At 68.7% G+C, this 18,456-nt stretch carries 15 protein-coding genes and 1 pseudogene; 3 read left to right on the top strand and 13 right to left on the bottom strand.

Annotated elements, in window-relative coordinates:
- Window positions 1-168: 168 nt before the first annotated feature.
- A complete protein-coding gene (locus EHO50_RS23525; protein ID WP_128433150.1) occupies window positions 169-990 on the bottom strand; it encodes an ABC transporter permease in 822 nt (273 codons plus the stop codon).
- Window positions 987-2,006 (bottom strand): ATP-binding cassette domain-containing protein, encoded by a 1,020-nt coding sequence (locus tag EHO50_RS23520; protein ID WP_128433149.1) that lies wholly within the window; start codon window positions 2,004-2,006, stop codon window positions 987-989. The genes EHO50_RS23525 and EHO50_RS23520 overlap by 4 nt, the downstream gene beginning before the upstream one ends.
- Window positions 2,007-2,207: 201 nt before the next feature.
- On the opposite strand from EHO50_RS23520, the gene coaA reads away from it, so the two are divergent.
- Together coaA and EHO50_RS23510 are read left to right on the top strand one after the other, a co-directional pair.
- Window positions 2,208-3,176, top strand: a complete 969-nt coding sequence (gene coaA, locus EHO50_RS23515; protein ID WP_164904918.1) for a type I pantothenate kinase — start codon at window positions 2,208-2,210, stop codon at window positions 3,174-3,176.
- Between the two features lie 47 nt (window positions 3,177-3,223).
- Complete coding sequence (locus tag EHO50_RS23510) at window positions 3,224-4,171, top strand: DUF389 domain-containing protein (RefSeq protein WP_128433147.1); 948 nt, start codon at window positions 3,224-3,226, stop codon at window positions 4,169-4,171.
- Here EHO50_RS23510 and EHO50_RS23505 read toward each other — a convergent pair.
- The 5 genes and pseudogenes from EHO50_RS23505 to EHO50_RS23485 all read right to left on the bottom strand — a co-directional run.
- Window positions 4,168-4,701: a hypothetical protein gene (locus tag EHO50_RS23505; protein ID WP_128433146.1), complete on the bottom strand. Its 534-nt coding sequence runs from the start codon at window positions 4,699-4,701 to the stop codon at window positions 4,168-4,170. The genes EHO50_RS23510 and EHO50_RS23505 overlap by 4 nt on opposite strands.
- A gap of 198 nt (window positions 4,702-4,899) precedes the next feature.
- On the bottom strand, window positions 4,900-6,258 hold the full coding sequence (gene glmM, locus EHO50_RS23500; RefSeq protein ID WP_128433145.1) for a phosphoglucosamine mutase: 1,359 nt from the start codon (window positions 6,256-6,258) through the stop codon (window positions 4,900-4,902).
- A gap of 196 nt (window positions 6,259-6,454) precedes the next feature.
- Window positions 6,455-6,967, bottom strand: coding sequence for a 30S ribosomal protein S9 (gene rpsI / locus EHO50_RS23495; RefSeq protein WP_128433144.1), 513 nt, complete (start codon window positions 6,965-6,967; stop codon window positions 6,455-6,457).
- Window positions 6,968-7,009: 42 nt separating this feature from the next.
- On the bottom strand, window positions 7,010-7,453 hold the full coding sequence (gene rplM / locus EHO50_RS23490; RefSeq protein ID WP_030046395.1) for a 50S ribosomal protein L13: 444 nt from the start codon (window positions 7,451-7,453) through the stop codon (window positions 7,010-7,012).
- A gap of 920 nt (window positions 7,454-8,373) precedes the next feature.
- A pseudogene (locus EHO50_RS23485) lies at window positions 8,374-9,564 on the bottom strand (glycosyltransferase 87 family protein); the annotation flags it as partial.
- Between the two features lie 109 nt (window positions 9,565-9,673).
- On the opposite strand from EHO50_RS23485, the gene EHO50_RS23480 reads away from it, so the two are divergent.
- Window positions 9,674-10,561, top strand: coding sequence for a hypothetical protein (locus EHO50_RS23480; RefSeq protein ID WP_128433143.1), 888 nt, complete (start codon window positions 9,674-9,676; stop codon window positions 10,559-10,561).
- Window positions 10,562-10,630: 69 nt separating this feature from the next.
- Here EHO50_RS23480 and EHO50_RS23475 read toward each other — a convergent pair whose 3' ends face one another.
- From EHO50_RS23475 to truA, 6 genes are all read right to left on the bottom strand, one after another.
- A complete protein-coding gene (locus EHO50_RS23475) occupies window positions 10,631-11,413 on the bottom strand; it encodes a polyprenol monophosphomannose synthase (protein WP_128433142.1) in 783 nt (260 codons plus the stop codon).
- 29 nt (window positions 11,414-11,442) lie between these two features.
- Complete coding sequence (locus tag EHO50_RS23470) at window positions 11,443-12,753, bottom strand: UDP-glucose dehydrogenase family protein (protein ID WP_128433141.1); 1,311 nt, start codon at window positions 12,751-12,753, stop codon at window positions 11,443-11,445.
- 34 nt (window positions 12,754-12,787) lie between these two features.
- Complete coding sequence (locus EHO50_RS23465; protein WP_128433140.1) at window positions 12,788-14,596, bottom strand: ArnT family glycosyltransferase; 1,809 nt, start codon at window positions 14,594-14,596, stop codon at window positions 12,788-12,790.
- Window positions 14,596-15,618 carry a glycoside hydrolase family 26 protein gene (locus EHO50_RS23460; protein WP_128433139.1) on the bottom strand — a complete coding sequence of 341 codons (1,023 nt, stop codon included), beginning with the start codon at window positions 15,616-15,618 and terminating at the stop codon, window positions 14,596-14,598. Before EHO50_RS23460 ends, EHO50_RS23465 begins: the two co-directional genes overlap by 1 nt.
- Window positions 15,618-17,036 (bottom strand): glycosyltransferase family 2 protein, encoded by a 1,419-nt coding sequence (locus EHO50_RS23455; RefSeq protein WP_128433483.1) that lies wholly within the window; start codon window positions 17,034-17,036, stop codon window positions 15,618-15,620. Before EHO50_RS23455 ends, EHO50_RS23460 begins: the two co-directional genes overlap by 1 nt.
- A gap of 419 nt (window positions 17,037-17,455) precedes the next feature.
- The gene (gene truA, locus EHO50_RS23450; protein ID WP_128433138.1) at window positions 17,456-18,322 is read right to left on the bottom strand and encodes a tRNA pseudouridine(38-40) synthase TruA; all 867 of its coding nucleotides are present in this window, start codon (window positions 18,320-18,322) and stop codon (window positions 17,456-17,458) included.
- Window positions 18,323-18,456 lie beyond the last annotated feature (134 nt).

Raw genomic sequence — 18,456 nt, 5'->3', positions numbered from 1 at the left:
CGCTCAGAAACGGCCGCAGCGTGCCCGATTTCGGAAATTATCACCTCACTCGGGTACGACGGATGCCGCATACGCCGCGAAGTCCGCGGCGAGATCGCACAGGTCCCCGTCGTCGGCGGCGCCGGCCCCCGGCGGCCGACGACGCGCCGTCCTCGTTGCCCAGCCTCCTCACGTCTTGGCCCGATAAGCCCTCATGGCCAACGGGCAGAACACCAGCGCGATCCCCGCAGCCCACACCAGCGACCACAACACCGGCTCCGCCACCGCCCCGCCCAGCAGCAGCCCCCGGAAGGCGTCGGACAGATGGGTCACCGGATTGACGTCGCTCCACGCCTGCAGCCACCCCGGCATGGTGTCCACCATGACGAACGCGCTGCTGGTGAAGGTGATCGGGAAGATGATCGTGAAGGCGAACGCCTGCACCTTCTCCGCATCCCCCGCCAGCATCCCGATCAGCACCGCACTCCAGGACACGGCCGCGGCGAACACCACCACCAGCAGGGTGCCGAGCAGGAACCCGCCGAGCCCGCCGGTGATCCGGAAGCCGAGCAGCAGACCGAGGCCGATCATCAACAGCAGCGCCCACACATGCTTGGCGAGATCCGCGGTGATCCGGCCGATGAGCGGGGCGGAGCGGGCTATCGGCAGGCTGCGCAGCCGGTCGAAGACGCCCTTCGTGAGGTCGGTGTTGAGCGCCATCGCCGTGTACATCGTCATGAACAGGGTGTTCTGCACGATGATCCCGGGCAGCGCGTACTTCAGATACGCCTCGGGCGATCCGGCCATCTGCCCGCCCAGCACATACGTGAAGAGAAACACGAACATGATGGGCGTAATGCTGTAGTCGACCAGCTCCAGCGGGTTGTGCTTGACCGCGACCAGGCTCCGCCAGGCCATGGTGAAGGTCTGCCGCAGCCCGTCGAGCGGCCGCACCCGCCCCGACTTCGTGACCGGGGCGGTGATGGTCGTGCTCGCGGTGGTGGCGGTCATGGCCGACTCACCGCCTTCTGAAGCTGGGCGTGCTCGGCGCCCTCGCCCCGGACCGCCGCGCCGCCGTTGCCCTCGGGCGCACCCGGCTCGGCGCGGTGGCCGGTCAGGGCGAGGAAGACCTCGTCGAGGGAGGAACGCCGCAGGGCGAGCTCACCGACCGCGATCCCCTCGCGGTCGAGCGTGCGCACGACGGCCGGCATCAGCTCGGGGTCCTTCACCGGGGCGGTGATCGTCTCGCCCTCGATCCGCGCCTCAGGTCCGGCGGCCCCGGCCACCAGCACATGCGCCCGCGCGAGGTCCTGCCCCAGCACCGGCCGCAGCTCCAGCACCTGCCCCCCGACCTGGGACTTCAACTGATCCGGGGTGCCCTCGGCGATCACCCGGCCCTTGTCGATCACCACGATGTCGTCGGCGAGCACATCGGCCTCGTTCAGATACTGCGTGGTCAGCAGGGCGGTCGCACCGTCCGCGACCAGGCCCCTCAGCAGGTCCCACAGCTCACCCCGGCTGTGCGGGTCCAGGCCGGTGGTCGGCTCGTCGAGGAAGAGGATGCTGGGCCGGCCCACCAGGCTGGCCGCGAGGTCCAGGCGCCTGCGCATACCCCCCGAGAAGGTCTTCACGGCCCGCCCGGCCGCGTCCGTGAGCTGAAAACGCTCCAGCAGCTCACCCGCCCGCGCCCTGGCCTGCCGCCTCGGCAGACCGAGCAGCCGGCCGATGAGCAGCAGGTTCTCCGTGCCGGTCAGGTTCTCGTCCACCGCCGCGTACTGCCCGGTGAGCCCCACCATGGCGCGTACGATCCCGGCCTCCCGGACCACGTCGTGCCCGGCCACCTGTGCCCTGCCCCCATCGGGCCGCAGCAGCGTGGCGAAGATCCGCACCGCCGTCGTCTTCCCCGCCCCGTTGGGACCCAGCAGCCCGAGCACCGAGCCCTTGCGGGCCCCGAGATCGACACCGGCCAGCGCCTCGGTCTCCTTGAACCTCTTGACCAGACCTTCCGCCTCTATCGCATACGTCATGGGTCACCCCTCGGGGGTTCGGTTCAGCGGGCCCCGGCCCGGACCCACCTCTCCCACAACCGTGACGCACGCCACTGACATTCCCCTCTTTGTCCCATTTCCCCCCGAAAATGACCGAGACAAGGACCCGCGTGACGGATCCCACCTCACCGCCTGTTCGTACTCCCGTAACAATGGACTGTGATCTCTCCGGTCTCCTCGATGCCCCGGAGCGCCCACCGGCAGCGGCCGGAGGCGACTCCCTACGTCGACCTCACCCGCGCCGAGTGGAGCGCGCTGCGCGACAAGACCCCGCTGCCGCTGACGGCCGAGGAGGTCGAGAAGCTGCGCGGCCTCGGCGACGTCATCGACCTCGACGAGGTCCGTGACATCTACCTCCCGCTCTCCCGCCTCCTCAACCTCTACGTGGGCGCCACCGACGGCCTGCGCGGCGCGCTGAACACCTTCCTCGGTGAACAGGGCTCCCAGTCCGGCACCCCGTTCGTCATAGGAGTCGCCGGCTCGGTCGCCGTAGGAAAGTCCACGGTGGCCCGCCTCCTGCAGGCCCTGCTCTCCCGCTGGCCCGAGCACCCGCGCGTCGAGCTGGTGACGACGGACGGCTTCCTGCTTCCCACCAAGGAGCTCCAGGCCCGCGGCCTGATGTCGCGGAAGGGTTTCCCCGAGTCCTTCGACCGCCGCGCGCTCACCCGTTTCGTCGCCGACATCAAGGCGGGCAAGGACGAGGTCACCGCCCCCGTCTACTCCCACCTGATCTACGACATCGTCCCGGACAAGAAGCTCACGGTCCGCCGCCCCGACATCCTGATCGTCGAGGGCCTGAACGTCCTCCAGCCCGCCCTCCCCGGCAAGGACGGCCGCACCCGGGTCGGCCTCGCGGACTACTTCGACTTCAGCGTGTACGTCGACGCCCGCACCGAGGACATCGAGCACTGGTACCTCAACCGCTTCAAGCGGCTGCGCGAGACCGCCTTCCAGAACCCCTCCTCGTACTTCCGCAAGTACACCCAGGTGTCCGAGGAGGAGGCCCTGGACTACGCCCGCACGATGTGGCGCACCATCAACAAGCCCAACCTGGTGGAGAACATCGCCCCCACCCGAGGCCGCGCCACCCTCGTCGTCCGCAAGGGCCCGGACCACAAGGTCCAGCGCCTGAGCCTGCGCAAGCTGTAGGACCATCGGGGCGTGAGCCCGTAACGCGGGCCTGTTAAAAAGGCGTCATGCTGCATCTGCGCCTGATCACCCCGGCCGACAAGACCGACGCCGCGGTCCGCCTCATCGAGAAGACGGTCGGGACGACCCACCTCGCCGTCCTGCCGGGCGCCGCCCGCAACCCCGTCGGGGACCTGATCCTGTGCGACGTCGCCCGCGAGGCGGGTGACGAACTCCTCTACGGGCTGCAGGAGTTGGGCATCGAGGAGCACGGCTCCATCGCCGTCGAGAACATCGATCTGTCGCTGTCCAAGCGCGCCGACAAGGCCGAGGCGGAGGCCCCCGGCGAGGGCGCGGACGCGGTGCTGTGGGAGCACCTGACCGACGCGACGCACGAGGAGTCGACGCTCTCCATCACCTACCTCGCCTTCATCACGCTCGCCACGATGATCGCGGCCTGCGGTGTGGTCCTCGACAACGCGATCCTGATCGTGGGCGCGATGGCGGTCGGCCCGGAGTTCGGACCACTGGCGGGCTTCAGCACCGCGGTCGTCCAGCGGCACCCGCGCCTGGCGCTGCGCTCGCTGATCGCGCTGATCGTGGGCTTCGCGGTGGCGATGGCGGTGACGGTCGGATTCAGCCTCTTCATGGACGCGATCGACCTGTTCCACGAGTCCGACCTGGCCGGCGAGCGTCCCAACACCGCCTTCGTCTACGCCCCGGACGCCTTCTCCTTCGTGGTGGCGGTCCTGGCGGGCATCGCGGGCACCCTCTCGCTGACCTCGTCCAAGTCCGGCGCCCTGGTGGGCGTGGCCATCTCGGTGACGACGGTCCCGGCGGCGGCCAACGCGGCGGTGGCCCTGAGCTACGGAGACACGAGCCAGACGATCGGCTCCACCAACCAGCTCCTGCTGAACCTGCTGGGCATCGTCCTCGCCGGAACGCTCACGTTGCTGGCCCAGAAGTGGCTGTGGTCCACCCAGCGCGAGCGTCCGGCGAAGACGGGCAGCGTCTAGAAGCGCGATTCGCAGTTGGCGGCGATGATGTCACCGACGTCACGTTGGACGATGTCGGAGCCGGCGCCACAGGACACCACCGTGTCGTTGCCGGCCACCCCGTCCTTCACGCCGATCGTGTCGTTGCCCCTACCGGTCTCCACGGTGTCCTTTCCCGCCCCGGCATCGACGACGGTGCGGACCGCAAATGTCTCAGGGCTCTCCGGCTTGAAGCTGTCGTCCAGATCACCCAGCCCGATCGAGAGCCGGACGACATTGGCGAGGGAGCCGCACTGGACCTCGGTGGGGGACACCTGAATGCAACCCGGCCCCGCCGTGACACCTGAGGTGTCCGTAAGCCTGAGACGGCCGTCGACGATCCTGGCCGTCACGTTGTTCACCGCACCGGCACGCGCGCTGAGGATGACGTTTCCGAAAATATGGAACGCAGTGGAGCCGGGAGTCTGCGCCGCGGCCGGGGTGGCGAACGCGCTCACGACGAGACCGGCGGCCAAGGCCGGAACGGCCGCGCGTTTCAGGGTGCTGCTCACTGTCTTCATGCTGCGTTTCTCACTTCCGTCGAGGGGCACGCCACGCAAGGGCGGCCTCGACGCCAGTGAAACAATCAGTGATCAACCCGGCACTCTTTGTTACGGCCATGGGGTGACGCACGTCGCGTCGCAGCAGTGGTAGCGGCATGGGCCGTCCGGGACAGAGAGGGGACCTGCCCCGGACGACGTTCCGCGGAACTAACCCAGCGCCGACTTCACCGCATCGGCCAGCCGCCCGGCGACCGACCGTGCCTGGTCGATGTCGGCGGCCTCGACCATCACGCGCACCAACGGCTCGGTCCCCGAAGGCCGAAGCAGCACCCGCCCGGTCTCCCCCAGCTCCCGCTCCGCCTCGGCGACAGCGGCGGCAAGGTCGGCCGACGTCTTCACCCGCGCCTTGTCCACATCCGGCACATTGATCAGCACCTGCGGCAGCCGCTCCATCACCGACGCGAGATCCCGCAGCGTACGCCCGGTCTCCGCGACCCGCGCGGCCAGCATCAGCCCGGTCAGTGTGCCGTCTCCGGTGGTGGCGTGATCCAGCACGATCACATGCCCGGACTGCTCGCCACCCAGCGCGAAGTCCTTCTGCTTCATCTCCTCCAGCACATACCGGTCACCGACCGCGGTCTGCACGAGCTGGATCCCCTCGCGCTCCATCGCCAGCTTGAAGCCGAGGTTGGACATGACGGTCGCCACCACGGTGTCGGACCGCAGCGCGGACCGCTCCCGCATCGCCAGCGCGAGTACGGCAAGGATCTGGTCGCCGTCGACCTCCTCGCCCGTGTGGTCCACGGCGAGGCAACGGTCGGCGTCACCGTCGTGCGCGATACCGAGCGCGGCACCCTGCTCGACGACGGCGGCCTTCAGCTTGTCCAGATGCGTGGACCCGCAACCGTCGTTGATGTTGAGCCCGTCCGGCTCGGCACCGATGGTGACGACCTCGGCCCCGGCCCGCGTGAACACCTCCGGCGAGACGTGCGCCGCGGCGCCGTGCGCCTCGTCGAGGACGACCTTCAGCCCGTCCAGCCGGTTGGGCAGGACGCCGAGGAGGTGGGCGACGTACTCCTCGAACCCCTCGTCGTACGACCGCACGCGTCCGACCGCCGCACCCGTCGGCCGCTCCCACGGCTCACCGTGCCGGTGCTCGTCGTAGACGGTCTCGATACGGTCCTCCAGCTCATCGGCGAGCTTGTGGCCACCGCGCGCGAAGAACTTGATGCCGTTGTCGGGCATGGCGTTGTGGCTGGCGGAGAGCATGACACCGAGGTCGGCGCCGAGGGATCCCGTCAGAAAGGCCACCGCCGGCGTCGGCAGCACACCGACCCGCAGCACATCGACACCCGCACTCGCCAGACCGGCCACCACGGCGGCCTCCAGGAACTCCCCGGACGCACGCGGGTCCCGTCCGACCACCGCCTTCGGCCGGTGGCCCTCGAAGGTGCCCGCCTCGGCCAGTACGTGCGCCGCCGCCACGGACAGACCGAGCGCCATCTCGGCCGTCAGATCCGCGTTGGCGACGCCGCGCACGCCGTCCGTGCCGAAGAGTCGTCCCACTTGTCCTCCTGAGGAAGCATCAGTTTCCGGAGATCGTCCGATCATCCCATCGCCCGATCACACGAGCCCACAGGCACACGAGCACATCAGCCTTTGAACACCTTGTGCCGTTATACGCCCAAGCCTGTGAGAAAACGAACGCCCCGACGGCACTGTGGCGTGCCGCCGGGGCGTTCGGACGTACAGGCAGCGAGGCTTAGCGCTTGCTGTACTGCGGAGCCTTGCGGGCCTTCTTCAGACCGGCCTTCTTGCGCTCGACCGCACGGTCGTCGCGCTTGAGGAAGCCGGCCTTCTTCAGCGGGCCGCGGTTGTTGTCGACGTCGGCCTCGTTCAGCGCACGGGCGACACCGAGACGCAGCGCACCGGCCTGGCCGGAGACACCGCCACCGGCGATGCGGGCGACGACGTCGTAGCGACCCTCGAGCTCAAGAACCTTGAACGGCTCGTTGACCTCCTGCTGGTGCACCTTGTTCGGGAAGTAGTCCTCGAGCGTACGCCCGTTGATCTTCCACTTGCCGCTACCCGGCACAATGCGCACCCGGGCAATGGCGTTCTTACGACGACCCAGGCCGGCGGCGGGCTGGGGCTCACCGAAGCGCGAGGCGAGGGACTCGGAGGTGTACTCACCCTCCACCGGAACCTCGGACTCGGTGGTGTAGCTGTCGATGTCAAGCTCTTCGAGCGGCTGCTCGGCAGTGGTCTCGGCCACGATTCTCCTCAGATTCTCTTCAGTCTTAGGGGGTGGCCGGACTTACTGCGCGACCTGGGTGATCTCGTACGGCTGCGGCTGCTGCGCGCCGTGCGGGTGCTGGTCACCCTTGTAGACCTTCAGCTTCGAGAGCATCTGACGGCCCAGCGTGTTCTTGGGGAGCATGCCCTTGACGGCCTTCTCGATGGCCTTCTCGGGGTTCTTGTCGAGGAGCTCGTCGTAACGGACGGAGCGCAGACCACCCGGGTAGCCGGAGTGGCGGTACGCCATCTTCTGGGTCCGCTTGTTGCCGGAGAGGTGCACCTTGTCGGCGTTGATGATGATGACGAAGTCACCGGTGTCGACGTGGGGCGCGTAGATCGGCTTGTGCTTGCCCCGCAGAATGGAGGCGGCGGTGCTGGCGAGACGACCCAGGACGACGTCCTGAGCGTCAATGACGTGCCACTGGCGCGTCACATCGCCGGGCTTGGGGCTGTACGTACGCACGGTTCGTAGCCTTCGCTTCGAGTGAATGGTCCTGAACAGGTCACCGAAACGATCACGACAGCCTGGACCGCACTGCGGCGACGCATACCGCGTACGTGGGGTCGCTGGTCATCGGCCCGGTGGACCGGTGTAAGGGCCCGTCCCGTGAGAATGAGCAAGCCAATACACAACGAACATGCAGGATACCTGCGGCGCCCGGGCCGGGTCAAAATGGCTCGGCTAAGGCAGTCCTCGCTGTCCGACACCCAGAATAGCCGCCCCCCATGGGTACCCCACCGGCCGAACTGGTCCACACGGACCGACACCCAGCCCCGGACCCCCTGACCTGGCCCCCGGCAAGCACCGCCCAGCGAACCGGCGAAGCCCTGGGCCCAAGACGTCCGCGAGCAGGCAACACGACCGCTCCCGACGCCGGAGAGCGACCGCCATCGCCGGGAAGTGACGACTAACACCCCGAACCGGCGAAGGCCTGCCCACCCCGGGGCACGGCACCCGTGCGAGAAGCGGCCCACGAGCACCACGAGGCGCCCCCACCCCAAGCACCAGAGGCCCCCGCCGCTCAGTTCCCTGCCCAGGCACTCCGACCGCCGCTCAGTTCCCTGCCCAGGCAACCCGACACCACCGCCGCTCGCTCATCACCCCCTTCCCGAGGCTGAAGATCCCGCAGCAAGCGCCCCACACCAGTCACCCCCGGATGCTCAATGCACCCGATGCCCCGCACCCCCACTCCGGGCACCCCGACAACCCGCCTCCACCCCAGGCACCTCGCCCCCCGTCCCTCACTCCCCCACCCCGGCCGCCCCCGACGCCCCCGACCCCCGCCTCTTGGCCGAGCGAGTCGGGTGGGTGGGTGGGCAACCCCCCGGGGGTCTGGGGGCGGAGCCCCCAGCGGGGTCCAGGGGCGGAGCCCCTGGCGGGGACGAAGGGGCAGCGCCCCTGGAGGACGGGACGGGTAGGGGCGGCGGGGGCGAGAAAACCCGACCGCCCCCAAGACACCGACCAGCCACCGTCACCGCCAAACCACACAACGTCACCGCATCCCGGAACGCCCGCCGCTGCACCGCCTCCAGATAAGGCCAGGTCACACCAGGAACCTGCGGCACCAACGCGACCCAGAACCAGACCCCCCGGGCAACAGCCCCCTCACACGGCAGCCCCGCCAACAGCACAGGCACAACAACGAGCAGATAGTGGTCGTACGACGGCCTGGACACCAGAAACGCCGAGAGCATCAACATCGCCGCGGTCTCCGCAAGACACACCGCACCGTTCGAACCACTCAGACCACTCCGACCACTCCCCCCACCTCCCCGACACCACCGCCGATACGCACCCCAAATCCCCACCCCCGCCGCCCCCATCCCGATCCCCCCGGCCACCACCCCCGGCACCCCCACCCTCGGCAACACCGCACCCGGCGAAGCCTCATACAGCCGTACAAAACCGTCGTCCCCCCGCAACAGAAACGGCAACGTACGAGTGAGGAACCCCGCAGGATCCGGCAACAGCAGCGCCGCTCCCACGGACGCCACCACCGGCACCCCGACCAACACCACCAGCCCCCGCCACCGCCCCGCGAACACGAACAACAACCCCACCGGCGCCAGCAACGGCTTCAACGCGACCGCACCACCGATCACCACCCCCGCGGCCACCCACCGCCCCCGCCCCGCGAGCAACAACCCCAACGGAAGGGCAAGCACCGCCGTAGCCGTCCAGTTCCCCAGCAGCACAAGGTGCCCGAACGGCGCGAACCCGACCGCGAGCCCGATCAGCCCGAGCACGGCGAATCGGCTGCGCAAGCCGACGCCGTACAGCCGCAGCGCGCACCCCCACCCACCCACCAGGCACCCGGTCACCACCACCGGCACCACCACGGACAGCACACTCCGCGGAACCAGCGCCTGAGGAGCCGCCGCCAACACCGCGCTCGGCAAATAGAGGAAGTGGGGGTCGTCATACGGCGAACCCCCGCCCAGCCAGACCCGAGCCGCCCGCACGACGATGGCGTTGTCCATCCCTCCGTCCGAGGTCACACGCGCCGTACGCACCACAAGCGCACCCAGCACGGCCCCGAGCACCACCCACAGATGCCAGGTCGCCCGCCGCACCAACCACCCAGAGATGTCGCTTTTGTACTCGCTCACCGTGTGAACGCTAGGTGCGCATGGGCCCCTTGAGGCAGACCGGCACGCCCTCGGCCCGTCTAAGATGCGCCCCATGAGCTTTGGGCAGCAGGGGGGACCCCAGTCCCAGTGGGATCCCTGGACACCGCATTCCCAGCAGCCGTGGAACAGCGGCGCCGACGAGACCCCGGACTGGGCCGCACTCGCCGAGGCGTCCGAGACCCGCAACAAGCGGCGCCGGCTGCTGTTCATCGGCGGCGGCGCACTCGCCACCGTGGCGATCGGTGCCGCCGTCGCCGTGGCCGTGGTGTCGGCGAACGACAGCAACTCGGCCTCGAACGACCCGGCTTCCGGGATCCCCGCATCCGGGAACGTGCCGGGCCAAACCACTGGCCCGGCCCCGTCGTTCGAGTCGACCAGCGCTCCACCGCCGCTGGATCCGAAGGACTTCATCTCCAGCAAGAGCAAGGACACCGCCCCGCTCGGTGCTCAGATCCTCTTCCCGGGCACGCAGCTGACCGTGGGCGAGACGGTGTACAAGAAAGGCGCGACGGACGACACGAAGAGCTGCTCCGCGGCCACCAAGGGCGGGCTCCCGAAGATTCTCACGGCCAACGACTGCACCCGCTTCCTGCGCGTCGCGTACGTCAAGGACGGCATCGCGGCGACGATCGGCGTGGCCGTTTTCGACACCGAGGCGCAGGCCATCAAGGTGGCGGGCACGGTCAACACCAAGACGGACATCATCAGGTCGCTGTCCGGCCAGGGCGTCAAGGATCACTGCACCGCCGCCGTCTGCCTCTCGACCGTCAACGCCTACGGCCGTTACGCCTACTTCACCATCAACGGCTTCACCAACGGCAAGGACGTGACGAAGAAGGACACGAACGTCTTCCAGGTCAGCGAGAACCTGAAGTCCTTCACACGGGATCAGATCTACAAGCGAGGCGCGGTGCAGGCGTCCGCGGCGGCCAACGAGTAGCCCCGCACGACGAACAGCTGCGCCCGACGAACAGCGGCGGCCGACGATCAGCCGGCCGCCGCCGCAGGCTCACCTGTGCTTCAGGCGCAGCCGGATCGGTACGACCGCCGACTCCAGCTGCGTCCTCAGCGTCATCTTCGACACACCTTCCGTCCGCTCCTCGAAGCGGATCGGGATCTCCACGGCGCTGTGCCCGGCCCGCACGGCCTTGTACTTCAGCTCGACCTGGAAGCTGTAGCCCGCGCTGTCCAGGGTGGCCAGGTCGATGTCCCGCAGGGTCGCCGCCGACCACAGGTTGAAGCCGGCCGTGATGTCCCGGATCTTCGTGCCGAGCACGGCTCGGGCGTAGCGGTTGGCGAACCGGGACAGCAGGACGCGGTGCATGCCCCAGTCCTCGTCGAGCGAACCGCCCTCGACATACCGGCTGCCGACGACCAGCCCCACGCCCGAGGCCACCGCGGTCCCCAGCATCCGCGGCACCGCCTCCGCCGGGTGGCTGCCGTCGGCGTCCATCTGGACGACGTAGGCGGCACCCTCCTCCAGCGCGGCGCTCATGCCCGCGACGTACGCCCGCCCCAGACCGTCCTTCTCGGTGCGGTGCAGCACGCTCATCCGGCGCCGCCCGACCGGCTGGTCGGCGTTGTACTTCTCGGCGAGCTCCTCGGCGATCCGCCCGGTCCCGTCCGGGCTGGAGTCGTCGACGATCTTCAGGTGCAGCCCGTCGACCGGCAGCCCGAGCACCAGCTCGGCCATCCGCGGCAGGTTCGCGGCCTCGTTGTACGTCGGCATCACCACGGTGACCGGTACGCCCGGGTATCTGTCGTGGCCGTCACGTCCGTCACGTCCCGTCATGGCTTTCTCTTTCCCTCCCCTAGGAGCCTCTACCGAGGCCCCTCCCCAACGGGCGCGGGCCTTCCCAGCGCCCGGAACCGCCAGCCCGCCGCGGTCCAGCGGTCCGCGTCGAGCACCCCCCGCCCGTCCACGATCCGCGGACGGGAGACCAGTGACCGGGCCCGCGCCGGGTCGATCTCCCGGAACTGCTGCCACTCGGTCAGATGCAGTACGAGATCGGCACGTTGCAGCGCCTCCTCGGCCGACAGCGCGTAGCCGAGGAGCGGGAACGCCTTGCGGGCGTTGTCCATCGCCTCGGGGTCATAGACCGTGACATCGGCACCGTCGAGGCGCAGCCGCGCGGCGACATTGAGCGCCGGCGAGTCACGGATGTCGTCGGAGTCGGGCTTGAAGGCGGCGCCGAGTACGGCGACACGGGCGCCCAGCACCGTCCCGCCGCACAGCTCTCTCGCCAGCTCGACAACCTTGTCGCGGCGCCGCATGTTGATCACGTCGACCTCGCGCAGGAAGGCCAGCGAGACGCCGAGTTCGTCGGCACGGTGCGCGAAGGCGCGGATGTCCTTGGGCAGACAGCCCCCGCCGAAGCCGACGCCGGCCCGCAGGAACTTGCGGCCGATCCGGTCGTCGTACCCGATCGCCTCGGCGAGCACGCCGACGTCGCCGCCGGAGGTCTCGCACAGCTCCGCCATCGCGTTGATGAAGGAGATCTTGGTGGCGAGGAAGGCGTTGGCGGCCGTCTTGACCAGTTCGGCGGTCGGGAAGTCGGCGGTGACGAGGGGGGTCCCGGCGGCGAGGACGGGGGCGTACACATTCCGCAGAATCGTTTCGGCCCGCTCCGACCGCACCCCGAACACCAACCGGTCCGGCCGCAGCGTGTCCTCGACGGCGAAGCCCTCGCGCAGGAACTCCGGGTTCCACGCCACCTCGACCCCGGCATGCGTGTCCGCGAGCCGCCCCGCCGTCCCCACCGGCACCGTCGACTTGCCGACCAGCAGCGCGTCCGGCGCGGCGTGCCCGGCGATCGCCGCGAAGGCCGAGTCGACGTACGTCAGATCGGCGCCCTCGGACCCCTTGAGCTGAGGCGTCCCGACACACACGAAGTGCACGTCGCCGAAGGCGCCGGCCTCCGCGTAGTCGCTCGTGAACCTCAGCCGCCCGCTCGCCGTGTGCTTCGCGATCAGCTCGGGCAGCCCGGGCTCGTGGAACGGCACCCGCCCGGCCTGCAGCGCGGCGACCTTCTCGGGGTCCACGTCGACACCGAGCACCTCGTGGCCGAGCTCCGCCATGCAGGCGGCGTGGGTGGCACCGAGGTAGCCGGTGCCGATGACGGTGAGCCGCATGGGTACGGCCTTTCTTGCTTCAGCGCGGATGCGCTCAGGAGGTCTTGATCCAGATGCGGTACTCGCTCGTGCCGTTCGCGTTGCGGAACGGGATCTCGGCCAGCAGCCGGTAGTGCGAGTTGCCCTTGGTCGCGGCGGCGACGATGTCGTCCACCCTCGGGTTGGTGAGCCCGTCGAGGACGATCAGGTCGAACTTGCCGGCCTTCACCGCCGCCTTGTACGCCTCGTCGCCGCCGTAGTACTTGCCCTTCGCGTCCTTGTACTCCATGCCGAAGAGGCTGTGCCACTGACGGTGGCTGGACTTGTCGTACAGGTAGTAGACGGGCACCTCGGGCGTCGAGGCGAGGTATTCGCCCTTGGAGTCCACATGGGGCTCGATGGCATTGATCATCTTCGTGGAGTTCGGCCAGATGTCGAAGCGCCAGTCCGCCTGCTGAATGCCCAGGCACAGCACGGCGGTCCAGAGCATGACGCCGAGCTGCGGATAGCGGAAGTGCGCACCCACCAGGCGGGTCACTCCCACGCCGGCCATCGGCGCGGCGAAGAGCAGACCGAAGCCGACGTGCTTGAACAGCGAGACCACGGTCCCCAGATGGATCTGGTACGCCGGTGCCAGTACGGCCGTGCCGCACAGCACCAGCCCGAGCAGGGCCCGCCAGCGCCACCCGGGGCCGCTGAGCCGCAGGGCCAGCGGCGACTCGTTCATACGGCTGCGCCGGACGTACGAGACGGCGCCGCCGACTGCGGCGAGGAACATCAGCCCGCCCCACTTGGCGGTCTGCTCCAGCAGGAACTCGACGGAGTCGGTGCCATGGGGACGGTCGGTGGTGGTCTGCCGCACACCGGCCATGAGGTCGGTGGTGTACATCCCCGCCGCCATCAGGCCGCCGATGCCGAGGGCGAGCACCACCATCCGCACGAAGGCCTTGCCGCCCTTGTGCGGCCACGCGGTGAGCAGCGCGAGCACGACGATGGTCGGCAGGTACAGCGCGGACGCGTACTTCACCCCGACCGCCAGCACCCCGACGGGCGCGGCCAGCAGCACGGCGATCACGGGCGCCCGGTCGGTGCGTACGACGATCCAGGTGGTCAGGGCCAGCAGGAACACCGCGGCCGCGTCATAGGTGGCGAAGTAGCCCATGACGACGGTCGACTGGAGCACCGCGAACAGGGCGGCGGCGGCCAGCGCGGCCCGCTCGTTGAACAGGCGCCGGGTGAACGAATACAGCAGCCCGGTCGTGCAGAGCATGAAGAACAGGCTCAGCGTCCGCGCCCCGGCGAGTCCGAACTTCGCGTCCACGAGCGCGGCGAGCAGCGGGTAGAGCTGCGGTGAGCCGGAGAAGTACGCGGCGTAGTCCCGAGGCAGCTCGGTGCCGTTGAGCATGTGGTCCAGCTGGGCATGGCCGGCCGCCAGGTACAGCGCCTCGTCCTGGAACGCCGTGTTCGACAGACGCAGCGACAGTGCCGCCTGGATGGCCATGATGCACAGCAGCACGGCCCGGCTGACCCAGGCCCGCCGCCTGCTCGCCGCCATCTCCCAGCCGGCTTCCGGCGTTTCGGGGATGTGGTACTCGGGCTCGTCGTCCGGCACCTGCTGGTACTGGACCGTGCGCAGCGCGTACGTCGGCTGGTCCTCGTGCTGCCCCTGCGGTTGTTGCGGGACGGCGCCGGCGTACTGCTCGTACTGCTCGTACTGCTGGTAGCCGTAGTTCTGGTCGTCGTACCCGTACCGGTACCCCTGCCGCGCCTGCGGTGCCTGGCCGTCGGAGTTGAACCAGGTCGAGTCGTCCTCGGCATACGGATCGTAGGGCTGAGGCGTGTAGTGATCGCGTCGGGAGGTCATCACGGCTTCCGTACGTCGAAGCCGAAGCTGTCGTCGGCGGCCAGGCGCTTGAACTCCTTCAGCGCCAGCGGGCTCGCCTCCAGTCGCCAGTCGGCACGCTTTTTGTGGTTGAACCAGACGAAGCCGAGCATGTCGTCGTCCGCCGCGACGCCCGCGAACAGATTGCGGATGTCGGCACGGCGCCGCTCACCCGCCATCGCGGCGGTCTCCAGCAGGATCATCGGCTTCTTGGTGAAGGTGCGGACCTGGTCCCGGGTCGGCCCGAAGACGCTGTCGAAGGCGTTGTCCTCGGCGATCGTCCAGTAACCGATCAGCCCGACCCAGTCGACATAGGCGTCGCCCGGGTAGTACGGCTTGAGCTTCACGCTCTTGACCGGGTTGACGATGTTGGGCGACCAGGACCAGATGACGTTCGAGGCGCCGACGTCGATGAAGGTCTCGTGGATGTGCCGCCAGGCGGCCACGTAGTCCTTGGGGGTCACGTTCTTCGTGCCCCACTTCTCCCAGTGGCCGTTGAACTCGTCGGCGAAGGAAATCACGACGGGCAGGTTCAGCTTGCGGACCGCCGTCGCGTACTCCTTGATGTACGCGTCCGACTTGCCCGCCGCGATGTCCGCGATCGGGGTGTCGAAGGGCTCCCACGACATCAGCGTCATGGCACCCTCACCCCAGGCGTTGCGCACACCGGTGGCGTCGAAGCCGTCGCCCCAGGCGGCGTAGTACTCGATGAGGTTCGGCTGCTTGCCGACCATCTTCGTGTACGTGTCGACGCCCTTCATGGAGATCGGCGCACCGTCGACAGCGGCGCCGAAGTACTTCTTGCCCGGCTTCAGAAGCGGTACGACGTCGTAGGGCACGTCGGCCTCGGAGCCGGCCCCGGCATCGGCGCCGGTCTCGTCCCGCTGCCCGGTCTGCGAGGGACCGTCCGACTCCTCGCCGAGGATCGAGCAACCGGTGAGGGCGAGCGCGCCGGCGAGCAGACAGGCCGCCAAAGCCGTACGGATACGAGTGAACGACCGCATCAGGCAGTCACCGCCTTCTCGCGGGGCTGGACCAGGACACGGCCCACGACGAGGGCGTAGAAGAGTCCGGAGGACAGGATCAGGGCGAAGTCCGGGGCGTCCATGGTGAACGTCCGGTAGACCGCTCCCACGACCCAGATCAGCGCGGTACCGCCGCTCCACACCCACATGCCGATCCAGAAGCGCCGGGTCTTGTTCTTCTTGGCGCCGGAGGAGCCGGTGGGCTGCCAGCCCATGCGGTTCTTGCGGAGGATGTCCCAGATGGCGAAGACGTGCGCCCAGCCGTACATCATGCGGGCCGCCCAGGCCTCCAGGCGGTAGGGCGCCTTGTGCCACATCGGGAAGATGATCGTGGTGTAGAGGATGCTGGGCAGCACCAGGATCAGATGCTCGACCTGGAGCTTCTCCGGCATCATCAGCAGCAGCACGATCGGGATGACCGGGGCGGCGAAGGTGAACAGCGCCGTGTGGATGTAGTAGAAGAACCCGGACATGTAGCACAGGCGGCTGGAGAGCTTGATCTTGCGCTGCCAGAACTTCCTGCTGCCGAGCAGGCTCATCGAGCCGGAGCACCAGCGGTACTGCTGGTTGAAGAAGGCGCCCGCGGTGTCCGGGCACACCCCGGTCGACACCGCGACCGGCACGTACCGCAGATCCCAGCCGAGCCCGCGCAGGTCGAAGCCGGTGTGCACGTCCTCGGAGTGCTCGATCAGCGTCGTACCGCCGTTGGTCTCCAGAGCCGCCCGCCGGTACACCGCGCAACTGCCCACACAGATCGCACCGTCGCTGCCCTGCCGCGACACCTGCACGGACCGGTAGAACAGCTCCTGCACCGCACCCGCGCCGCGCTCGATCCAGTTCTGCGAGTCCAGCACCCGGAAGTACTGCGGCGACTGGACGATCCCGATGCGCGGGTCCGCCTCCATGTACGGCAGCAGCTCCTGGAGCAGGTCGGCGCGCGGGGTGAAGTCGGCGTCCAGGATCAGGATGTACTGGCCGTCGGACTGCCCGAACCCGAAGTGCAGGTTGCCGGCCTTCTTGAACCAGCCACGGTTCTCCCGGGTGCCGTAGCGGAACCCGAAGTCCCGGGCCATGGCGGCGAGTTCAGGACTGGCACCGTCGTCGAGCACGAACGGAACACACACCCCCGGATACCGGTCGGCCATCTCCCGCACATGCCGCCAGGTGTTGTGCAGCACCTCGATGGGCTCACCGCACACCGGAAGAAAGACATCGACCGTCGGATAGACCTCCGGCCGCCAGTTGTGCACCAGCCGCTTGTGATGCGCGATGTCGAAGTCCCGGGTGAAGCCGTTCACCCGCAGCGACACCAGGTAGTACAGCACCGTGAAGACCAGCAGCGGCGTGTAGATCCACAGCACCGGCGTCGACTGGGCCAGCTTGAACTGGCTCACCACCAGGCAGCAGAAGCTGATCAGCGAACTGATCGTCAGGATCCACAGATGCCGACGCGCATAGGAGTACTTCTCCTTGTCCGTCGGCGGTAGCGGCAGCAGCCCCAACGGGGCACCCACACCCCGCCCCGCCTTGCGCCGTCCACCGGCACTGTTCTGACGCGCGGTTCGGCGCCCCCCAGTCCGCGCAGGACCAACTGAACTCATGCAAAACCCACCCCCGGGCCCGGATACGGCCCGCTGACCCCCACCCCTACTCGGCCCTCCCCATGTCGATTTCTCGAACAACGGCCGAGCGGCCCGAACTAACGATCGAGCCTCGAAAGGCTATACGAGAGGTATGAAGGTCGTAAGGGGGAACAAGGGGACTTACGCCCAGTAAGTCCCGACATGAGCGCTATCCGACCCCAAATGTCGGGTAACTAACAGGTTTCGCATCCGGACGTCCCGGGCAGAGACCGCCGGTTCCGCGCTTCCTTGCTCCGCGCCGCGAGCAACTCGTCGGCGGGATACCCGACCTCTTCGAGGGTCAGCCCATGGGGCCGTACGACATGCACGGCGGAGTCCCGTACGCCGGCGGCGAGCACCTTGCCGGGCCAGTCGGCGGGCCGGTGCCCGTCCCCCACGAACAGCAGCGCCCCGATGAGCGACCGCACCATGTTGTGGCAGAAGGCATCGGCCCGAACCGTCGCGGTGATGATCCCGTCGTCCCCCCGCACCAGGCTCAGCTCCTGCAACGTGCGGATCGTGGTGGCCCCCTCCCGCTTCTTGCAGTAGGCAGCGAAGTCATGCTCCCCGAGCAGCCGCCGCGCCGCCTCGTTCATGGCGTCGACGTCGAGGGGCCAGTCGTGCCAGAGGACGTGACTGCGCAGCAGCGGATCGACACCGCCGGGATTGTCGGTGACGCGATACGCGTACCGCCGCCAGACCGCCGAGAACCGCGCATTGAACCCACTGGGCGCCTCCCTCAGGGCCCACACCCGCACATCCTTGGGCAACCGCCCGGCGAGCCGCTTGAGCAGCTTCTCGTGGTGCTCACGCCAGACCGACTCCGGCAGATCGACATGTGCCACCTGCCCCCGCGCATGCACCCCGGCATCGGTACGCCCCGCCACGGTCAGCTCATACGTCGTGCCCCCCGACCGCGTGACGGTCCGCAGCGCATCCTCGATCTCCCCCTGCACAGTCCGCCGCCCACCGGCCTGCTTGGCCCACCCGTGAAACTCGGCGCCGTCATAGGACAGATCAAGACGGAGACGGACGTAACCGGCTGCTACTTCATCACTCACACACAGATCCTCTCAGGTACACAAAAGCGGGCCCGCTCCTCGAAAGGAACGGGCCCGCAGTCGCCCCTTCAGGGGCGCGGGGAACTGCGCGAACAACCACGACGAAGCCGCAGCCGCAATATGGCAGCCACCCG

The organism is Streptomyces cyaneus, from assembly GCF_004028635.1.
Classification (GTDB): domain Bacteria; phylum Actinomycetota; class Actinomycetes; order Streptomycetales; family Streptomycetaceae; genus Streptomyces; species Streptomyces cyaneus.
This window is presented reverse-complemented; position numbering and strand designations above follow the sequence as displayed.